The organism is Flavobacterium cheongpyeongense, from assembly GCF_003202435.1.
In the GTDB taxonomy this organism is placed as follows: Bacteria; Bacteroidota; Bacteroidia; order Flavobacteriales; family Flavobacteriaceae; genus Flavobacterium; species Flavobacterium cheongpyeongense.
In genome coordinates, this window is the sequence record NZ_QJHK01000003.1 from 1 (window position 1) to 17,475 (window position 17,475).

14 protein-coding genes are annotated in these 17,475 nt (G+C 37.1%); 4 read left to right on the forward strand and 10 right to left on the reverse strand.

What is annotated here, in order from left to right:
- Positions 1-105: 105 nt before the first annotated feature.
- From DMB65_RS04150 to DMB65_RS04165, 4 genes are all read right to left on the reverse strand, one after another.
- Positions 106-279: a transposase gene (locus tag DMB65_RS04150; protein ID WP_230470602.1), complete on the reverse strand. Its 174-nt coding sequence runs from the start codon at positions 277-279 to the stop codon at positions 106-108.
- A 376-nt stretch (positions 280-655) separates the two neighbouring features.
- Positions 656-2,236 (reverse strand): sodium:solute symporter, encoded by a 1,581-nt coding sequence (locus tag DMB65_RS04155; protein ID WP_110305424.1) that lies wholly within the window; start codon positions 2,234-2,236, stop codon positions 656-658.
- Entirely contained in the window at positions 2,233-3,297 is a 1,065-nt protein-coding gene (locus DMB65_RS04160; RefSeq protein WP_110305425.1) for a Gfo/Idh/MocA family protein, read from the reverse strand. Before DMB65_RS04160 ends, DMB65_RS04155 begins: the two co-directional genes overlap by 4 nt.
- 132 nt (positions 3,298-3,429) lie before the next feature.
- Complete coding sequence (locus DMB65_RS04165) at positions 3,430-5,934, reverse strand: right-handed parallel beta-helix repeat-containing protein (RefSeq protein WP_110305426.1); 2,505 nt, start codon at positions 5,932-5,934, stop codon at positions 3,430-3,432.
- Positions 5,935-6,337: 403 nt separating this feature from the next.
- On the opposite strand from DMB65_RS04165, the gene DMB65_RS04170 reads away from it, so the two are divergent.
- Together DMB65_RS04170 and pelA are read left to right on the forward strand one after the other, a co-directional pair.
- On the forward strand, positions 6,338-8,026 hold the full coding sequence (locus tag DMB65_RS04170; protein WP_110305427.1) for a glycoside hydrolase family 28 protein: 1,689 nt from the start codon (positions 6,338-6,340) through the stop codon (positions 8,024-8,026).
- A gap of 70 nt (positions 8,027-8,096) precedes the next feature.
- Positions 8,097-9,305 carry a pectate lyase gene (gene pelA, locus DMB65_RS04175; protein WP_110305428.1) on the forward strand — a complete coding sequence of 403 codons (1,209 nt, stop codon included), beginning with the start codon at positions 8,097-8,099 and terminating at the stop codon, positions 9,303-9,305.
- Positions 9,306-9,384: 79 nt separating this feature from the next.
- Here the strand turns inward: pelA and DMB65_RS04180 are convergent, their stop codons facing one another.
- The 6 genes from DMB65_RS04180 to DMB65_RS04205 are packed head-to-tail and all read right to left on the reverse strand — an operon-like array spanning position 9,385 to position 14,898.
- Positions 9,385-10,218 (reverse strand): amidohydrolase family protein, encoded by an 834-nt coding sequence (locus DMB65_RS04180; protein ID WP_110305696.1) that lies wholly within the window; start codon positions 10,216-10,218, stop codon positions 9,385-9,387.
- Between the two features lie 5 nt (positions 10,219-10,223).
- The gene (locus tag DMB65_RS04185; RefSeq protein WP_110305429.1) at positions 10,224-11,021 is read right to left on the reverse strand and encodes an SDR family oxidoreductase; all 798 of its coding nucleotides are present in this window, start codon (positions 11,019-11,021) and stop codon (positions 10,224-10,226) included.
- An 18-nt stretch (positions 11,022-11,039) separates the two neighbouring features.
- On the reverse strand, positions 11,040-12,053 hold the full coding sequence (locus DMB65_RS04190; protein ID WP_110305430.1) for a zinc-binding alcohol dehydrogenase family protein: 1,014 nt from the start codon (positions 12,051-12,053) through the stop codon (positions 11,040-11,042).
- Between the two features lies 1 nt (position 12,054).
- Positions 12,055-12,909 (reverse strand): fumarylacetoacetate hydrolase family protein, encoded by an 855-nt coding sequence (locus DMB65_RS04195; RefSeq protein WP_110305431.1) that lies wholly within the window; start codon positions 12,907-12,909, stop codon positions 12,055-12,057.
- Positions 12,910-12,924: 15 nt separating this feature from the next.
- Entirely contained in the window at positions 12,925-13,689 is a 765-nt protein-coding gene (locus tag DMB65_RS04200) for an SDR family NAD(P)-dependent oxidoreductase (RefSeq protein ID WP_110305432.1), read from the reverse strand.
- 18 nt (positions 13,690-13,707) lie between these two features.
- Positions 13,708-14,898 (reverse strand): glycoside hydrolase family 88/105 protein, encoded by a 1,191-nt coding sequence (locus DMB65_RS04205; protein WP_110305433.1) that lies wholly within the window; start codon positions 14,896-14,898, stop codon positions 13,708-13,710.
- A 286-nt stretch (positions 14,899-15,184) separates the two neighbouring features.
- On the opposite strand from DMB65_RS04205, the gene DMB65_RS04210 reads away from it, so the two are divergent.
- On the forward strand, positions 15,185-16,324 hold the full coding sequence (locus DMB65_RS04210) for an ABC transporter substrate-binding protein (protein WP_110305434.1): 1,140 nt from the start codon (positions 15,185-15,187) through the stop codon (positions 16,322-16,324).
- Between the two features lie 4 nt (positions 16,325-16,328).
- On the forward strand, positions 16,329-17,471 hold the full coding sequence (locus DMB65_RS04215; RefSeq protein WP_110305435.1) for a CaiB/BaiF CoA transferase family protein: 1,143 nt from the start codon (positions 16,329-16,331) through the stop codon (positions 17,469-17,471).
- Positions 17,472-17,475 lie beyond the last annotated feature (4 nt).

The following is a 17,475-nucleotide window of genomic DNA, read 5'->3' on the forward strand; positions in this document are numbered from 1 at the left end:
GGACTTAAAATCCAGTGAACAGCAATGTTCGTGCGGGTTCAAGTCCCGCTCTGAGTACAAACAAAAAGCGTAATTACTTATATCAGTTATTACGCTTTTTTTATTTTATGAAATAGATAAGGATTTTGCATTAAATGATTCTGCTGAAGCATTTGTGCTTCTGTTGTCAAAATAGTTTAAGATTGATTGGTAATTAAAAGTTATAGTATTGAGTAGGTTACTAAAGTTTTTAAAACCTGATTGCTCTACATTTCTATACCAATGCGCTAGTTTTGTCATCGCTATATGTTTATCGTTGTTGTTATTGTAAATCCCCGAAGTTGTTGGTTTAAATTGTAAGCTTTCTTTAGATCGGGATATAATTCAAATAAGAGTTAGGCTCTTTCGTTTTGACTTTGAGTCCATTTTCGCTATTACCTTCATAGAATTAGCATGTCGGGTATTATTTGTTTTACGGAAGATCTCTTTTTATAATCGATTGTACAGAGGTATTCTATGACTTGTTCAGCTTTGGTTCTTGCAATAATAGCCACTGAGCAGTCTTTTTTACCTTTGGATTTATTCTTGTTCAAAATTGTATAAAGTTTACCTTGGGATAAAAAAAACGCTCCCTTAAAAAGAAAGCGTTGCTGTAAATTATATATTTATAAACTACCTAATTCCCATTAAAAACCAAATACAAAACCAAAATTGTCAAGCCCAACAACCCAAATAAAATCTTCACTTTCTTACTTGTCTTCGGGACATCCGCTTCATCTGAAAAATTAATTTCCGGATTTTCATCTGTTAATGAAACAATCACAGCAGTAATCAAAAGCACAGCAAAAATGTAAAAAGAAATTAATAAAAAGTGAGGCCAAACCGGATATTTATCGGCAGGAAAAATCCATAGATATAAAACCCCAAGAAATAAACTAAAGGCGGAACCCCAGGAAAGCGTTGTATTTACAGCTCTTTTCGTAGTGCGTTTCCAGAAAACACTCAGTAAGAAAACAACTGATAATGATGGTGCCAAAAATCCTAAAACCGCCTGAAAGATGTTGAATAAATTCTGTCCTTTGATATTGTCAATCGCAATGGCAATCAGAATGGCAAACAGACAGCCTACCCCAATAGTCAATCTTCCAATTTTAATCTGCTCTTTGATAGATGCCGCAGGATTGATTTTCTTTACATAAATATCATTCGTAAAAACGGTACTCAATGCATTCAAAGACGAACCAATTGTTCCTACCAAAACGGCAATCATCACACAAATCACCAAACCGTTCATGCCGCTTGGGAATAAATTGGTCACCATAGTCATATAAGCCAAATCGGAGTTTTTTCCCAATTCCGGAAACAAAACAGAACACAGGATTCCCGGTAAAATAAACAACGGCAAAGCCATTACTTTCAGCCAGCCGATAAAGTTTACTCCCAATTGTCCCTGTTCTAAATTTTTTGCTCCCAAAACACTCTGCACCATCGATTGGTCGGTACAAAAGAAAGCCACTGCGGCCACGGGATAGCCCAACAAAATAGCAGGCCACGGATAATGTGCATCGTCTGAAGGCTGAACTAAATTCCAGAAATTAGATGGCGTTTTGGCAATCAAAACTTCGATCCCGCCTACTTTCTGCAAACCTAAATAAGAAAGTGTAAGTGAAACGATAATTAACAAAATCATTTGAAAAACATTTACTTTGGCAATGGCTTTCAGTCCTCCGGCGAATGTAAAAATTCCCGAAAAAATCACCAATACCGTCACACTCTGCCACATCGGAATGCCTAAAATCTGGCGTACCAAAATGCCTCCGCTAAACAATCCCAACGACAGCCAGCTCACTAAAATCTTGACCATGGCGTACCACGCCAAAATAGTTTGCGTACTGTCGCCATAACGTTTTCCCATATATTCGGGCATCGTGCTGACTTTGCTGGCAATGTATCTCGGTGCAAAAACGATAGCCAAAAGCAATAAAAACACAAAGGCATACCATTCGAAATTTCCGGCTACGATTCCCGTTGCATAACCAATACTCGCAAAAGCCAATAAGGACGATGGACCCACATTGGTCCCCCACATATTGAAACCGATGTTGTACCAGTTCAGGGAATTTCCCGCCATAAAAAGCGTTTCATTCTTCTTGCTTTGCTTCACGCTCACCACATAACCAATGACCAATAACGTCACCAGATAGATGGCTACGATTACAAAATCTAAAACCGTTAACTTATCGTAGATGCTGTTCATAGTCCGTATTCGTTAAGAACATCAGCAATTTTTACTGGCATTCCGGTTTGTAAAGATTTGTCCATTGCCTGTAATAATGCCACGGTTCCGATGCCTTCTTTCATGTCCGGATAGGCTATGAAATTTTGTTCGATACTGTCTGCGAAATAGTCTAGATAATTTTGATATTCCCCGGCGTGGTGACTTTGTCCTTCAAAACGGAAATAATGTTTCAGCGTACTGTCGCCCCAGGTGATTACTTTTTCTTCACCGGTTTTATCCGTAATTGCATAACGCAATTCGTGATAATCGGATTGGCTCGCGCCTTCGGTTGCTCTTAAAATCGTACTCATTCCGCTATCGCGTTGTGTCGGTTGCGTTGGCGAAGTGTAGACTCCACTCACTCTCGCAATTCTTCCATCGGTTGCTTTGAAGATAAAATGCATGGTGTCTTCATTTTTCAAACCTGCCACACTTCCGTTACTGCTGATCATTCCGTAACCCATTACTTCCTGAATGTTCGGCAGGTACCATCTGATGAAATCAACTGGATGACTCAATCCGCCATACAGCCATTTGAAAGACTGCAATAGTGACCATTCTTTCTTTAAAAACCATCTGTGATCAGCGTGATAATGGGCTTCAATCGTAATTAAATCACCAATTAATCCGGCTTCAAAATCGGCTCTTTGTCTTTTTGCCGGTTCAAAAAATCTCGAACTCTGACCGATAAATACTTTCTTTCCGGTCTTTTCGCTAAGTTCCAATAATGTTTTCGCATCCGAAAGATCATCGATAAAAGGCTTGGTACACACCACATGTTTTCCGTGTAACAACGCCTGCTTCACGTGATCGGCATGTAAATGATCGGGTGTATAAATAGCGATAATGTCAATGGAATCATCTTTTAATAAATCATCATAATTGGTGGTGTAGGAATGAAAATCAAATTCCTTTGCTCTTTGCTGGCACAATTCCTCATTTCTGTCGCATACTTTTACCAGCTCTAATTTTGAGCTCGACAAAGCGGCCGACATCGTGCTTCGACCTTCTCCAAGTCCTAAAATGGCTATTTTTAACATTGGTTATTTTATATTTTAAATAGTTAGGTTTAATTTTTTTTCCACGTAGATTACGCAGATTGATTCGCCTGTTCGCTATCTCTGGTGAAGAGATTTTTCTTTATTTTTTATTCTTTCCTCTATTTTCTCTTCCTAAATCTTTTTCAAAAATATCCAGGTTTCATTAGGTTTTGCATCTTCGATTCCGGTTTGGTATTTTTTCATTAAGGTATTCCAATCGTCTACACGCGGATTGTTTTCGGTCGTTTTTGGATTCAGTTTATCTAAACTTTCACCTTTTGGAATACTAATGACCAGCATCAATTGTCTTCCATTTTTGAAAACCTGTAATTGTTGAAAATCGGCATTACAGAAACCTTTGGAAATTTCCGGCCATTTTTCAAATTGGGTAGTGTGATAATCTACGTATTCTTTCTGCATTTTTTCATCGGCAACCAAATTGGCAGTCAAGACAATATTCTCCCATTCGGATGCTACTTTTGCCTCTTTGCATCTTTCGAAATTCTGAAAGTCATAAACCGGGTTTTCGTAGATTTTAATTTCCAATTTTGGAAAAGCCAAAGCCAGTTTTCGTTTCGTTCTTTCCGGCTGATTCATCAATCCGTAAATCACGAGATGGTTTTCCCATTGGTACAATTCTTCGCCTACAATTCGGAAACCTTTTATCGTCGATTTGATTTTTTCGATATCCAAATCTTTTCCGATTAATTCGATCACTACCGATTTAGGCATCTCCTGCAAGCCCCAAACTTCGTCAACAACAACTTCTTTGGCTAAAAGGTTGCTGTATGGCGCACGTATCCCGGCATTTTCTTTAATTTTTGGGTCAACAAAAGCATAATTATCCTGCCAGATATTTCCAGCCGGACCATTTTGGTTTTTTAAGATTTTCTGAATCGGAATCCAGTTATTCTTAATTGTAAAGCCTTGACTTCCCTCATCGGTGTACAAATACAGCCACAAAAACGGATCATGTGCATATGGACTGTTGTAAACCTTATCGATATAATTTTCTTCAATTCGGCTTTCCGGCTGCGAGGAAAGTGTATAAATTCCCGCTACATCATGTAAATGTTTGGCGTAATGATGAATTTTGTTTGCCAATATTTTGTTGTTTCGCATCACATTTTCAGTATGCGTCCAGCCCCAGCCCATTGAAATGCCGCTGTAGGCCACATCTGAAATTTCGTTGTGTTCAATCGTCAGGTTTTTTATAAAGCCGGCTGCAATTCCCAGACATCCCCAATCTTCATTAGCCACATTGGTAATAAGGTTATCGGCAATCAGTTCGTCCGAACAAACTACTCTTTCATCTTTAACGGTATAAGGTAAATGTGCTTCGAATGATTCTTCGGAGAAAACCCCAAGATTAATTCCATTGCCACCAATGTCTTTGAATAAATTTCCTTTAACGATATTGTGATTGGTTCCTTTATGCAAATCCAATCCTGTGGATGACAAATGTTCAAAAGAACATCCTTCAAAAAGTGTATTATTAGTGTAATTCACCTCAACAGCGGCTCTTGGCCTTCCTACCCATCCCTGATTTTCCAGACTAGACTGATTGGGGGTTCCCGGGATTTTTAGTTTATAGGCATCCAGTAAATACATTCCTGCCTGCAATGGAACGTGTCCCTGCTGTGAAGGACGAAGCCAGTTGCTGTACTGAAACGAAATTCCTTTGAAATTAAAATAGCTCACTGGCGAATCCAAAGTCCCTTTTACTTCAACCAAATTTTCTAAAACCGGTGCTGTAATTTTGGCAGAATCGAGATTTTCTCCAGTTCTTGGAATGTAATAAATTTTACCTTTTTTTCTGTCTAAAAACCATTCTCCGGGTTCGTTCAACATCGAAATTCCGTTGTTTAAATAGAATGCCGAATTTCCGTTATTTTTAGAAATCCACGGAGCCGGCCAAGGGTGTTCGCTCTGGATTCGGCTTTCAGGCTGTTCGAATGAAAGCCTTGCGCTGTCTTTAACCACTTCAATATTTTTTATTCGAAGATTGGCAATTGCCCACCATTGCACGATGTACATTTCCATTCCCGGTTCAAATTTAACGGATTTATTTTTGAATGGAATCCAGCAGGTTTCTGTTGCTGCATCCCAGGAAAGAATTCTGTCCATTTGGGTTCCGTTAGTACTTTTGGCTCTGACAGCTTTTACGTTATTCACCCAAAGCTGACGGTAATTGAGGATTTCTCCTGCCTGCTGGGGTGCATCAGCTATCCAGACCGTTCCTTTTTTCAGACCGTTTATAACTGTTGTAGATGGCTTCCAGTTTTTGATTTCGATTCCTCCACTTAGTATTGGTTTTGCGTTAGTGTCAGCTTCGATTGTTGTTGGACTAGTAGCTGTTCCGGAATCTTCTGGTCTTATGAATAAAGGTTCGTTTAAATAATACGTTCCGTTCATTACAATAATACGAATTCCGTCTTTTATGGATGCATCTTTTAATCGGCGCAATTCTCTAGCTTTTCTCACCGCCATCTGAACAGTTGCTAACGGACTTTCTTTGGTTCCGGAATTGGTGTCTTTCCCTTTTGGTGAAACCCAAATTTCGGCTGCATTCAATGAGAATGTGGAAATTGTTATCAAAAAGATAATTAGAGCTTTAGTGAAAGTTTGTAAACGCATTTTTTCCTTTTTAGGTAAAGCTGAAAAGCTTTATTTTTTAACAGTATTTAGACTCGTAGATAAATGTATTTTTTACACTTTTAACAAATAATGGGTACAATTTAACAGAACATAAAAATATAAGTGTCCTGCACCCTCCTGTATTCTTTAAATATGTGGCATTAGTGTGTCTTACTAAAAAAGCAGTAAAGGAACTGTAATCAACTCTACACGCAACAGAATCCTTTTGCATCTATTAAATATATTGTAAATATTTTTTATAAATTTGTGCAATCGATTACATTATTGTATTTTCGTTTTTTTACGAAACTTTTTTTTCAATTTGTAAAAAAAATAGTATCGAGATAAACATATCCCATTATTTTAATACCTACAAAATTAAACTTTAACTAATTCAATACGAATGAAAACTAATCCAACTAACTTTTTCCAAGTACTCTTTGCTGTTTTAGTAGTAGTCTGCTCAGGAAATGTGAAAGCACAAAAGGCAAAGTCCTATGATACTTATGCGGACATTGAATTTAAGATGCCAAAAGTCAATGAACCAAAAATCCCAAAAAACACGGTGAATCTTAAAGATTTTGGCGCTGTAAATGGCGGATATGTTTTGAATACAAAAGCTTTTGAAGATGCCATTAACGCACTTTCTCAAAAAGGTGGCGGGAAATTAATCATTCCTCCCGGAATCTGGCTAACAGGGCCAATCATTCTAAAAAGTAAAATAGAATTGCATGCACAAACCGGAGCATTGATCAAATTCTCCCCTGATAAAAGTTTATACCCAATTATCGAAACCAGTTTTGAAGGCTTAAACACCTGGCGTTGTATTTCTCCGATTTACGGAAAAAACCTTGAAGATGTTGCCTTTACAGGAAATGGTGTCTGGGACGGCTCAGGCGAAGTTTGGAGACAGGTTAAAAAAAGTAAACTAACAGAAAGCCAATGGAAAGATTTTGTTTCTTCGGGCGGAGTGCTTAACGAAAGTAAAACGAGCTGGTATCCATCGGAAACATTCATGAAAGCTTCAGTTGGAGCGGATCAGAATGTACGTTTGGACTTAAAAACTAAAGAAGAATTTGAGGCCATTCATGATTTTCTTCGTCCGGTATTGGTGAGTATCCAAAATAGCAAAAGAGTGATGTTTGACGGACCTGTCTTTCAAAATTCACCAGCCTGGAACATTCATCCGCTAATGATTGAAGATTTGATTGTTAGAAATGTAAGCGTTCGTAATCCTTGGTTTTCACAAAACGGTGATGGTCTTGATGTTGAATCCTGTAAAAATGTAATTGTTGAAAATTCAAGTTTTGATGTGGGTGATGATGCTATCTGTATTAAATCCGGAAAAGATAAAGACGGTCGTGATCGTGGAGTTCCTTGTGAAAATATTATTGTAAAAAACAATATTGTGTATCACGGACACGGAGGTGTAACTGTAGGAAGTGAAATGTCCGGAGGTGTAAAAAACATGCACGTTTCGAATTGTACTTTTATGGGAACTGATGTTGGATTGCGTTTTAAAAGTAACCGTGGACGCGGAGGGGTTGTAGAAAATATTTTTATTTCTGACATTTTCATGACCGATATTCCCTCTCAGGCGATTTCGTTCAATCTTTATTATGGAGGAAAATCCATAGCAGAAACTCTGGCAGAAGGCGGAGATAAAATTGTGAATCAAAAAATGCCTGTAGATGAAAAAACACCACAGTTCAAAAACATTTCGATAAAAAATGTAACGATCAAAGGTGCGCAACAGGCCGTATTTTTACAAGGACTACCTGAAATGAATCTTGAAAACATCGAAATCTCTAATCTGATTGCAAAAGCAGAAAAAGGTTTTACTATTGTTGATGCTAACGGAATTAAAATTCACAATGCAAAACTAGATATTGAAAAACCAAATGTAATTGATATTTACAACGGTAAAAACATGTCGTTTAAGGATATTGAATTCAATTCTACTTCATCTAAAGCCATTACTATTAATGGAGAAGCTACTGAGAATGTAGAATTTGTTTCTTCAGCGAATTCAGATTTTGCCAAAAAAACGGTGATTGGAGAAACTGTTCCAAAATCTGCGGTAAAACTATAGTTAATTAAACCATTATCCTTCAGTTGTGTCTAAGTTCAAACTAAACACAACTGAAGTTCATCAAATTACTATGAAAACATCACAAAGTCTGTCCAGAAATAAGAGTTTATTATTTGGCATCCTACTCACCTCTTTTTCGTTTCTTTATTCAGGCGCTCAATCTGAAAAAGACAAAAAGACGTCGGTAATCAGTACAAAACCATTTAGCGACAGTATGAATCACTGGTATGGTATTGCCGATAAAAACAATATTGTAAATCCGATTCCGAATCAGCCAAAATATGAAGAATCCGAATACACCAAAATTGCGGATAACATCATCTATTTTCAGCGCGATAATGGCGGATGGCCAAAAAATTATGACATGCGTGCTATTTTGACAACTGAACAAATAAATGATATTGTAGGTTCAAGGTCAGTTTTGCATACCACTTTTGACAACGGCACCACTTATACTCATGTCTATTATCTGGCGCAGGTTTATACACTGACCAAAATAGAAAAATACAAAACAGCCTGTCTGAAAGGAATTGATTTTATTTTAGAAGCGCAATATCCTAATGGTGGATGGCCTCAATATTATCCACTCGAAAAAGGATACAGCCGCCATATTACTTTTAATGACGGTGCTTATATGGGGATTATGAATTTGCTGGATAAAATAGTACATAACGATCCTAATTTTAGTTTTATAGATGCTGAAACAAAAAGCAAAGTAAATACAGCTTATGAAAAAGGAATTGACTGCATTTTAAAAACACAAATTTCTGACCATGGAAAACTGAGTGCCTGGTGCCAGCAGCATGACGAGGTAACTTTACTTCCGGTATGGGCGAGAAAATTTGAACCGCCAAGTGTCAGTAATGCAGAAAGTGTTGATATTGTCTTATTTTTAATGAAAATTGAAAATCCGAGTGAACAGGTTATAAGAGCGGTACAAAGTGCCGTTAAGTGGTTTGAGGATTCTAAAATATACAATACCAGAGTAGAAACTTTTGAAGCTCCGGAGATGGATTCAAAATTCAAAAAAATTAAAGACGATCGTCGTGTTGTAAACGATCCTACGGCACCACCAATCTGGACCCGTTATTACGAATTAGGAACAGGAAAACCTTTGTTTTGTGACAGGGACAGTGTGTATTTATATTCATTGGCGGAAGTAAGCCGTGAACGCAGAAGCGGATACGCCTGGTACACTTATAATCCTGAAAAAGCCCTGAAAAAATATCCGGAGTGGCAGAAAAAATGGACTCCTGAAACTGATGTTTTAAAAAAATAAAAAGTCTGACAACTGAAGATAAAAAAAAGCGTGAATTTTTACAATTCACGCTTTTTTTATTAACTGAAATTATGATTTCTTAGTCATTCAAATTATAAAATGATTTCACATTGTTAAACCAAATTTTATTCTGATCCTCTATTGAAAGCTGAGACATATAATCTTCTAATGTTTTAACCAGTTCTTTATAATCTGAAGCTACATTACAAACTGGCCAGTCGGAACCGAACATTAATTTATCTGCAGAGAAGTTTTCAAAAATCACATCCAAATACGGTTTTAAATCGGATGGTTTCCAATTGTTCCAATCGGCTTCTGTGACCATTCCGGAGATTTTACACCATACATTTTCGAATTTTGCAATCTCTTCTATTCCTCTTTTCCATGATGCAATATCACCCGATTTTATATCCGGTTTGGCAATATGATCAATGACAAACTTTTGTTCAGGAAATATTTTTACCAAATCTATTGCAGCTGGCAATTGATGATGAAAAATTAAAATATCGTAGGTAAAATTGAATGCTGCCAAACTCGCAATTCCGTTACGAAATGCCGTCCCAAACATAAAATCATCCGGTTCTCCCTGCACCACATGCCTGAAGCCTTTTAGTTTTTCAAATTGAGAAAAGTGACTCAATCGCTCTGAAATATTTTTACTTCTTAAATCAGCCCAGCCTACAACTCCTTTTATAAAATCATTTTTAGAAGCGAGATCTAATAAAAAATTGGTTTCTTCTTCAGACTGACTTGCCTGAACTGCTACACAACCCGAAAATTGATTTTCTGAAAGCAATGGCGACAAATCTTCGGGTAAAAAATTCCTTTGAATCTTTTTCATCGAATCATCAATCCAGTTATCCCTAACCGGATCAAATATCCAAAAATGCTGATGGGAGTCAATTCGGCTCATACTCATTAATTTACATCACTGATTAGAGCACGGTCCAAATGTACATAACCTCCTTCTACAAAAACAAACTGTCCAGTAGTATGAGAAGAACGATCTGAGATAATAAAAAGTGTCGTATCTGCGATTTCTTCTGTTGTAGTCATTCTGGAATCAAACGGAATGCTTTTATTTATTTTTTTCAAAACGGCTTCGCCATCTGGTACTGTTTTGATCCAGTCTTCGTATGCAGGTGTATAGCATTCAGCAATAATAATGGCATTAGAACGAATTCCATGCTGAATCAAATCTACAGCCCACTCTCTCGTAAGCCCAAGAACACCGCCTTTTGCAGCGGCATATCCTGAAGTTCCGCCTTGTCCTGTCAAAGCTACTTTTGAACCAATATTCAAAATATTTCCTTTTGATTCTTTTAGGTAGGGAAGTGCAAATTTTACCAATAAAAAGTAACTTACTACATTCAGTTTTAATGAATTCATAAATTCTTCGTAGGTAGCATCTAATCCGGCACCGTCATTGACACCTACATTATTGATCACAACATCAATCCTTCCGTATTTTTCAACAATTTTGTTTACTGCATTTTGCATTTCATCCGGATTGGTAACATCCGTTTGTACAAACAAAGAGTCAATTCCTTTTTTCTGCAACGCTTCTGCATAGCCAACACCTCTGCTGTTTCTGTCTACCAAAACCGGAATAGCACCTTCATCGGCCAATCGATTGATGATAGTTTCGCCGATACTTCCTTCTTTTCCGGCAGAACCTGATACGACTACAATTTTACCTTTTAAATGTAAATCCATAATATGATGTTTTTAGAATTAATTTAATTCTATAATTGCTTTTATAGTATTGTTTTTAGGGTCGATCCACTTGCTGAATTCAGAAATCATATCCGAAAAATCAGCCCTGTGTGTAATGTATTTCTTTGGATCGATTTTACCTTCTTTCAGACATTTCATTACATATTCAAAATCTTCAATGGTAGCATTTCTGCTGCTCATCAAAGTAGATTCCCTTTTATGGAAGTCGGGATGACTGAAACTCAATTTCCCTTTTTGAAGTCCAACGAGAACAAATCTTCCACCATGCGAGATATAATTGAAAGCGCTGTTCATCACTTTTTGATTTCCGGTAGCATCAATGACTACATTTGCCATATCGCCATTGGTTAGTTCAGCCAATTTTGCGCCCACATCATCATGTAGCGGATTGATGGTTTCATCTGCCTGAAGTGCTTCTTTGCAAAAGTTAAGGCGATATTCATTGATATCCATTACAATCACTTTGGCACCGGCAATTTTAGCAAACTGTATTAATCCTAATCCGATTGGTCCCGCTCCCATCACCAAAACAGTATCCGTTGCTTGTACTGCGGCTCTTCTTACTCCATGTGCTGCAATGGCTAATGGTTCCACCAAAGCCAGTTCGTCATAATCCAGACCTTGTCCGTGTAATAAATATTGTTCCGGAATCGTAACATACTCGGCCATTCCGCCGTCAATATGTACTCCGAAAACTTTGATATTGGCACAACAATTAGTTAGACCATTTCGGCAGGCCACACATGTACCACAGCTGAAATACGGAATAAACGTTACTTTATCGCCCGGCTCGAAACCTTTGGCATTTCCTTTTATATATTCAGCAGCCAGTTCATGGCCTAAAATTCTTGGGTATTCAAAATAAGGCTGTGTTCCTCCAAAAGCGTGAATATCGGTTCCGCAAACTCCTATTCTTCTAATTTTCAAAAGTACTTCTCCCTCTTTGGGTTCCGGCATTGGTTTTTCTTTGATTAGAAACTCCTGCGGTTTTTCGCAAACAATATATTTCATTTTATTTAGAATAAGCTTTAGCTACTTGTTTACTTGAACCCAAACCGTCCATACCCAATTCGATAACGTCGCCCGGTTTGATATAGATTGGATCCGGCTTAATTCCTAATCCAACTCCCGGAGGCGTTCCTGTACTGATGATATCGCCAGGGAGCAAGGTCATAAACTGACTTAGGTAATGCACTAAAAATGGGATTTTAAAAACCAGATTGGAGGTATTACTGTTCTGGAATTTCTTTCCGTTAACGGTTAACCACATTGGTAAATTATTCACATCGGCAATTTCATCCTGTGTGGCCAAAAATGGTCCAAGAGGTGCGAAAGAATCACAACCTTTTCCTTTTGCCCATTGTCCGCCCATTTCGATTTGAAAAGCTCTTTCACTATAATCGTTCAGCAAAGCATATCCTGCAACATAATCCAAAGCTTCTGCTTCTTCTACATAACTTGCTTTTTTACCTACCACAAATGCCAATTCGATTTCCCAGTCTGTTTTTTCACTGTTTTTTGGAATAATCAAGTCATCATTTGGACCACATAATGAAGTTGTTGATTTGAAAAAGATTATCGGTTCTGCCGGAATTGGAGCCCCAGTTTCATGACAATGATCTACATAGTTCAGCCCGATACATATTATTTTTGATGGCCTTGCAACCGGAGACCCCAAACGTACATTTGCTTCTACTTCTGGTAATACGGGATTACTTTCTAAAGCTTTTTTTAATTTTTCTAAACCATTATCTTCAAAAAAAGCTTCGTTAAAATCAGTTACAATTGAAGAAACATCATATCTTTTTTCTCCAATTATAACTCCCGGTTTTTCTTTCCCAATTGATCCAAAACGTATTAATTTCATTTTTTATATTTTTAATTAGTTATTTAATTTTATAAATCCTCCGTCAATAGGATAGTCGCTTCCTGTCACAAATCCGGCTTCGTCACTGCATAAATAAAGAGCTAAAGCAGCAATTTCGTCTGGTTGTCCCATACGCCCGATTGGTTGTGACTTAGAAAGTTTTTCAAAAATTTCAGCTTCCTTACCCGGATAATTTTTATTAATAAATCCGTCTACAAAAGGAGTATGCACGCGCGCTGGCGAAATCGAATTGCATCGAATCCCTTCGTCAATATAATCTCTTGCGACAGACAAGGTCATAGCCATTACAGCACCTTTTGCCGTTGAATATGCAAAACGATCCTGAATCCCAACCCATGATGCAATAGAAGCCATATTCAAAATGACACCTCCTTTTGACAATCTGAATTGTGGAATCGCAGCATACAAACAATTGTAAACACCTTTTACATTTACATCCATCACTCTTTGGAAATCGATTTCCAAAGTTGTGTCTACTTTTCCAACATGGGCAATACCGGCATTATTGATTAAAATATGGATGTTTCCAATTTTTTCAAATGTAGTAACAACTTCATTTTGATTTACTACATTACATGCATGTGAAAATACTTTTCCTCCCAATTGCTGAATATCGGCAACAGCTTCCTGAGCACTTTCTAGTGTTAAATCAATAATATGAATTTCGGCGCCCTGCTTAGCAAACAAAGTTGCTATAGCCCTACCAATTCCGCTGCCACCACCGGTTATTACAGCTTTTTTATTTTGTAATGAAAACATATATATTTAATTTTTAAATTATCGATTCAATTCTAAAGCCGCCAGCATAAAAGGGCCGGTCGCTTTAGGATCATTATTTTTCTTTTTTTCGTTGATGTAATATTCGTAAGATCCGTCTCGATAAGGTTTTCCTCCTAATCCTGCAACGGCGCAGGCATTTGTTAATTCTATTTGTCCATTGGCATCAATTTTCATGCTTATTGTAGTTAATCCGTCAAAAGCTTTATTAGCGGTTTTTTTGAATTTTTTAGGCAAATATCCTTTGTTTGCTCCTTTTGCAAAAGCATAAGCAAACATGGATGTAGCTGAAGATTCCAGATAATTACCTTCTCTTCCTCCCATATCGGTAACCTGATACCACATCCCGGATTTTTTATCCTGAAATTTAACCAGCGCATTCGAAACACTGTTCAGGTCATCAATTAATTCTTTTCTTTTTGGATGATCTTCAGGAAAGTAATCCAGTACATCTACTAAAGCCATTACATACCAGCCAATTGATCTTGACCAGAAGTTTGGTGAAACACCTGTTTCTTTATTGGCCCAGGGCATTTCTTTACTTTCATCCCATGCATGGTACAACAGTCCTGTTTTTTTTTCTGTGGCATGTGATTGAATCAATTCGAACTGTTTTGCGATATCATCAAAACTTTTACCTTCTTCAAATTCAGCTGTATATTGCGCATAAAATGGTTCTCCCATATACAAACCGTCCAGCCACATTTGGTTTGGATAGATTTTTTTGTGCCAGAATCCTCCACTTGGCGTTCTTGGCTGTTCATCTAATTGTTTGCGTAAGGTCTGCATAGCCGTAAGATACCGTTTGTCTTTCGTTTTGGTATACAAATCAAATAAGATTCTCCCGGAAGGAATATTATCTATATTAAAACTGTCCATTTTAAAAGTTTTAATATTTCCGTCTGCTTCAATTAAAACATCAGCATAATCTTTAATATAAGCAGCATACTTTTCATCCTCTTTTTGCTTGTTCAATTCCTGAAAAGCATACATTACCAAACCGTGGACATAACTCAGATGTGCTACTGGCGCATCATCAATCATATACGATTGGGGGTGACGCTGCATCAGGGTTAAAGCCATTCGTTCTGACCATTTCAATTGAGTCGGAATTGTATTTTGAGCATTTGAAATTGTTGTCACAAAAAGCAGCAACACAATTATTTTGGATAGAAAAGAAATTTTAAGCATGATCGCTATTTTAAAAATTGCATTTTATGTAAATCAATGCAAAAATAAATGTGAATTTTACATTTACAAATATAAAACTTAATATTAATTACAACGACTTATTTTAAAAATCAATACTTAAAAACAGATATAATCAAAAACAATATCACATTTTGATTGCAATTTGTATAAAATATAAAAATCCATTGCAGCAAATGCCAAAAAACAAATATATAATCATGGCATTTGAATCTAATTTCTATATTTGTAAATGTGAAATTCACATTTATTAAATCAGATTATTAAAATGAAAAAACTAAAAGGGATTACGTGGAATCATACCAGAGGCTTATTACCAATGGTTGCCACAGCTCAACGTTTTACAGAATTAAATCCAGACATTGAAATCAGCTGGGAGAAAAGAAGTTTACAGGAATTTGCAGATGCTTCGATTGAAGATTTAGCTAAAAGATTTGACCTGTTGGTTATTGACCATCCATGGACAGGATTTGGTGCCGATACAAAAACCATTCTGCCTTTATCAGATTATCTTTCTCAGGAATATATAAAAGATCAGGAAATCAATACCGTTGGTAAATCTTACGGAAGTTATGTCTTTCACAATAAATTATGGGCTTTGCCAATTGATGCGGCAACTCCGGTAGCAGCTGCCCGATTGGATATTTTAGAAAAACAAGGATTAAAAGTCCCACAGACCTATGATGATTTATTGGCTTTAGCGAAAAAAGGACTGATCGCTTTTGCAGGGATTCCGGTAGATTCGCTTATGACTTTTTACTCTTTTTGCTGCAGTTTAGGTGAAGCTCCTTTTCAGTCTCAGGAAAAAGTAATTTCTGTGGAAACAGGAAAAAAAGCTTTGCAAATGCATCGTGAACTGTCGCAGTTGATGGATCCGGTCAACTTCAACCGCAACCCAATTCAGGTCTATGAATCCATGGTCAATTCGGATGAAATTGCCTACTGCCCATTTGCTTATGGTTATTCTAATTATTCAAGAACTGGTTATAGCAAAAATTTACTTCATTTTTATGACTTGGTAAAATTGAATGACAAACCGATGATTAGTTCTTTGGGCGGAACCGGTTTGGCTGTTTCTTCTTTCAGTCAGCATATTACGGAAGCAATAAAATATGCCGAATTTACAGGGTCTTCTCAGGTACAACAAAATATTTTTTCAGATAACGGCGGACAACCGGGGCATTTGCAAGCCTGGAAAAATGACCGAATTAACGGAATAACCCATGATTATTTCAAAAACACATTGCCTGCTTTAGAAAGAGCTTTTTTAAGACCAAGATATTCCGGACACATGTATTTTCAGGATCATGCAGGTGATGTGGCTCGTGATTATTTAATGAATGGCGGTGATGAAGAATCTGTTTTGGAAGTAATGAATGGACTATACATAAAGTCTTTAAACTTATAACAGTATGAGACCATTAGAAGGATTAGTTGTATTGGAGTTTTGCCAGTTTTTGGCAGGACCTTCTGCCGGATTAAAATTAGCTGATTTAGGAGCAAGGGTCATCAAAATTGAGCGTCCCGTAAAAGGTGAAGCCTGTCGCCAATTGAGCATCAAAGATCTTTTTGTTGATGACAGCAGTTTGCTTTTTCATACCATTAACCGAAATAAAGAATCTTTTGCAGCTGATCTTAAAAATCCTGAGGATTTAATTTTAGTAAAGAAATTAATTGCCAAAGCAGATATTATGACACATAATTTCAGGCCGGGCGTAATGGATAAAATTGGTTTGACATTTGACGATGTTTTGAATATCAATCCAAAAATAATTTACGGAACCATAACAGGTTACGGAGACAAAGGCCCTTGGGCTAATAAACCCGGACAGGATTTGCTTTTACAATCTCTTTCCGGTTTAAGCTGGTTAAGCGGCAGAAACAGTCAGGGTCCCGTTCCTTTTGGTCTGGCTGTCGCCGATTTAATGTGCGGAAATCATTTTGTTCAGGGAATATTAGCAGCATTATTGAAAAGAGCTAAAACCGGAAAAGGGGTTTTGGTTGAAGTTAGTTTACTCGAATCGGTCTTGGATGTTCAGTTTGAAGCCATAACTTCTTATTTGAATGATGGCGGACAACAGCCTCAAAGAAGTGATGTAAAAGGAAGCGCTCATGCTTTTCTAAGTGCCCCTTATGGTATATATCAAACTCAGGACGGTTATATTTCTCTTGCAATGGGCGATTTGCTTTTTATTGGAAGTATTTTGGAAATCGATTTCCAACAATATACTGATAAAAACAAATGGTTTTCTCAAAGAGATGAAATCAGAGAATTATTAGCCGAAAAACTGATTACCCAACCATCAGATTATTGGCTGGATTTATTACAAAAAGAAGGAATCTGGTGTGGCAAAGTACTTAATTACCAGGAATTAGACAGCCAATCCTTTGTGAATGAACTGCAATTGAAACAAACGGTACAAAATTCGGCAGGCGAAAAATTGGTTACAACAAGAAGCCCAATTCAACTGGATGGTGAAATTTTAACCAGTACCAAAGCAGCACCTAAAGTTGGCGAAGATAATGTAACAATACACGAACAATTTTTAAACTAGCAGG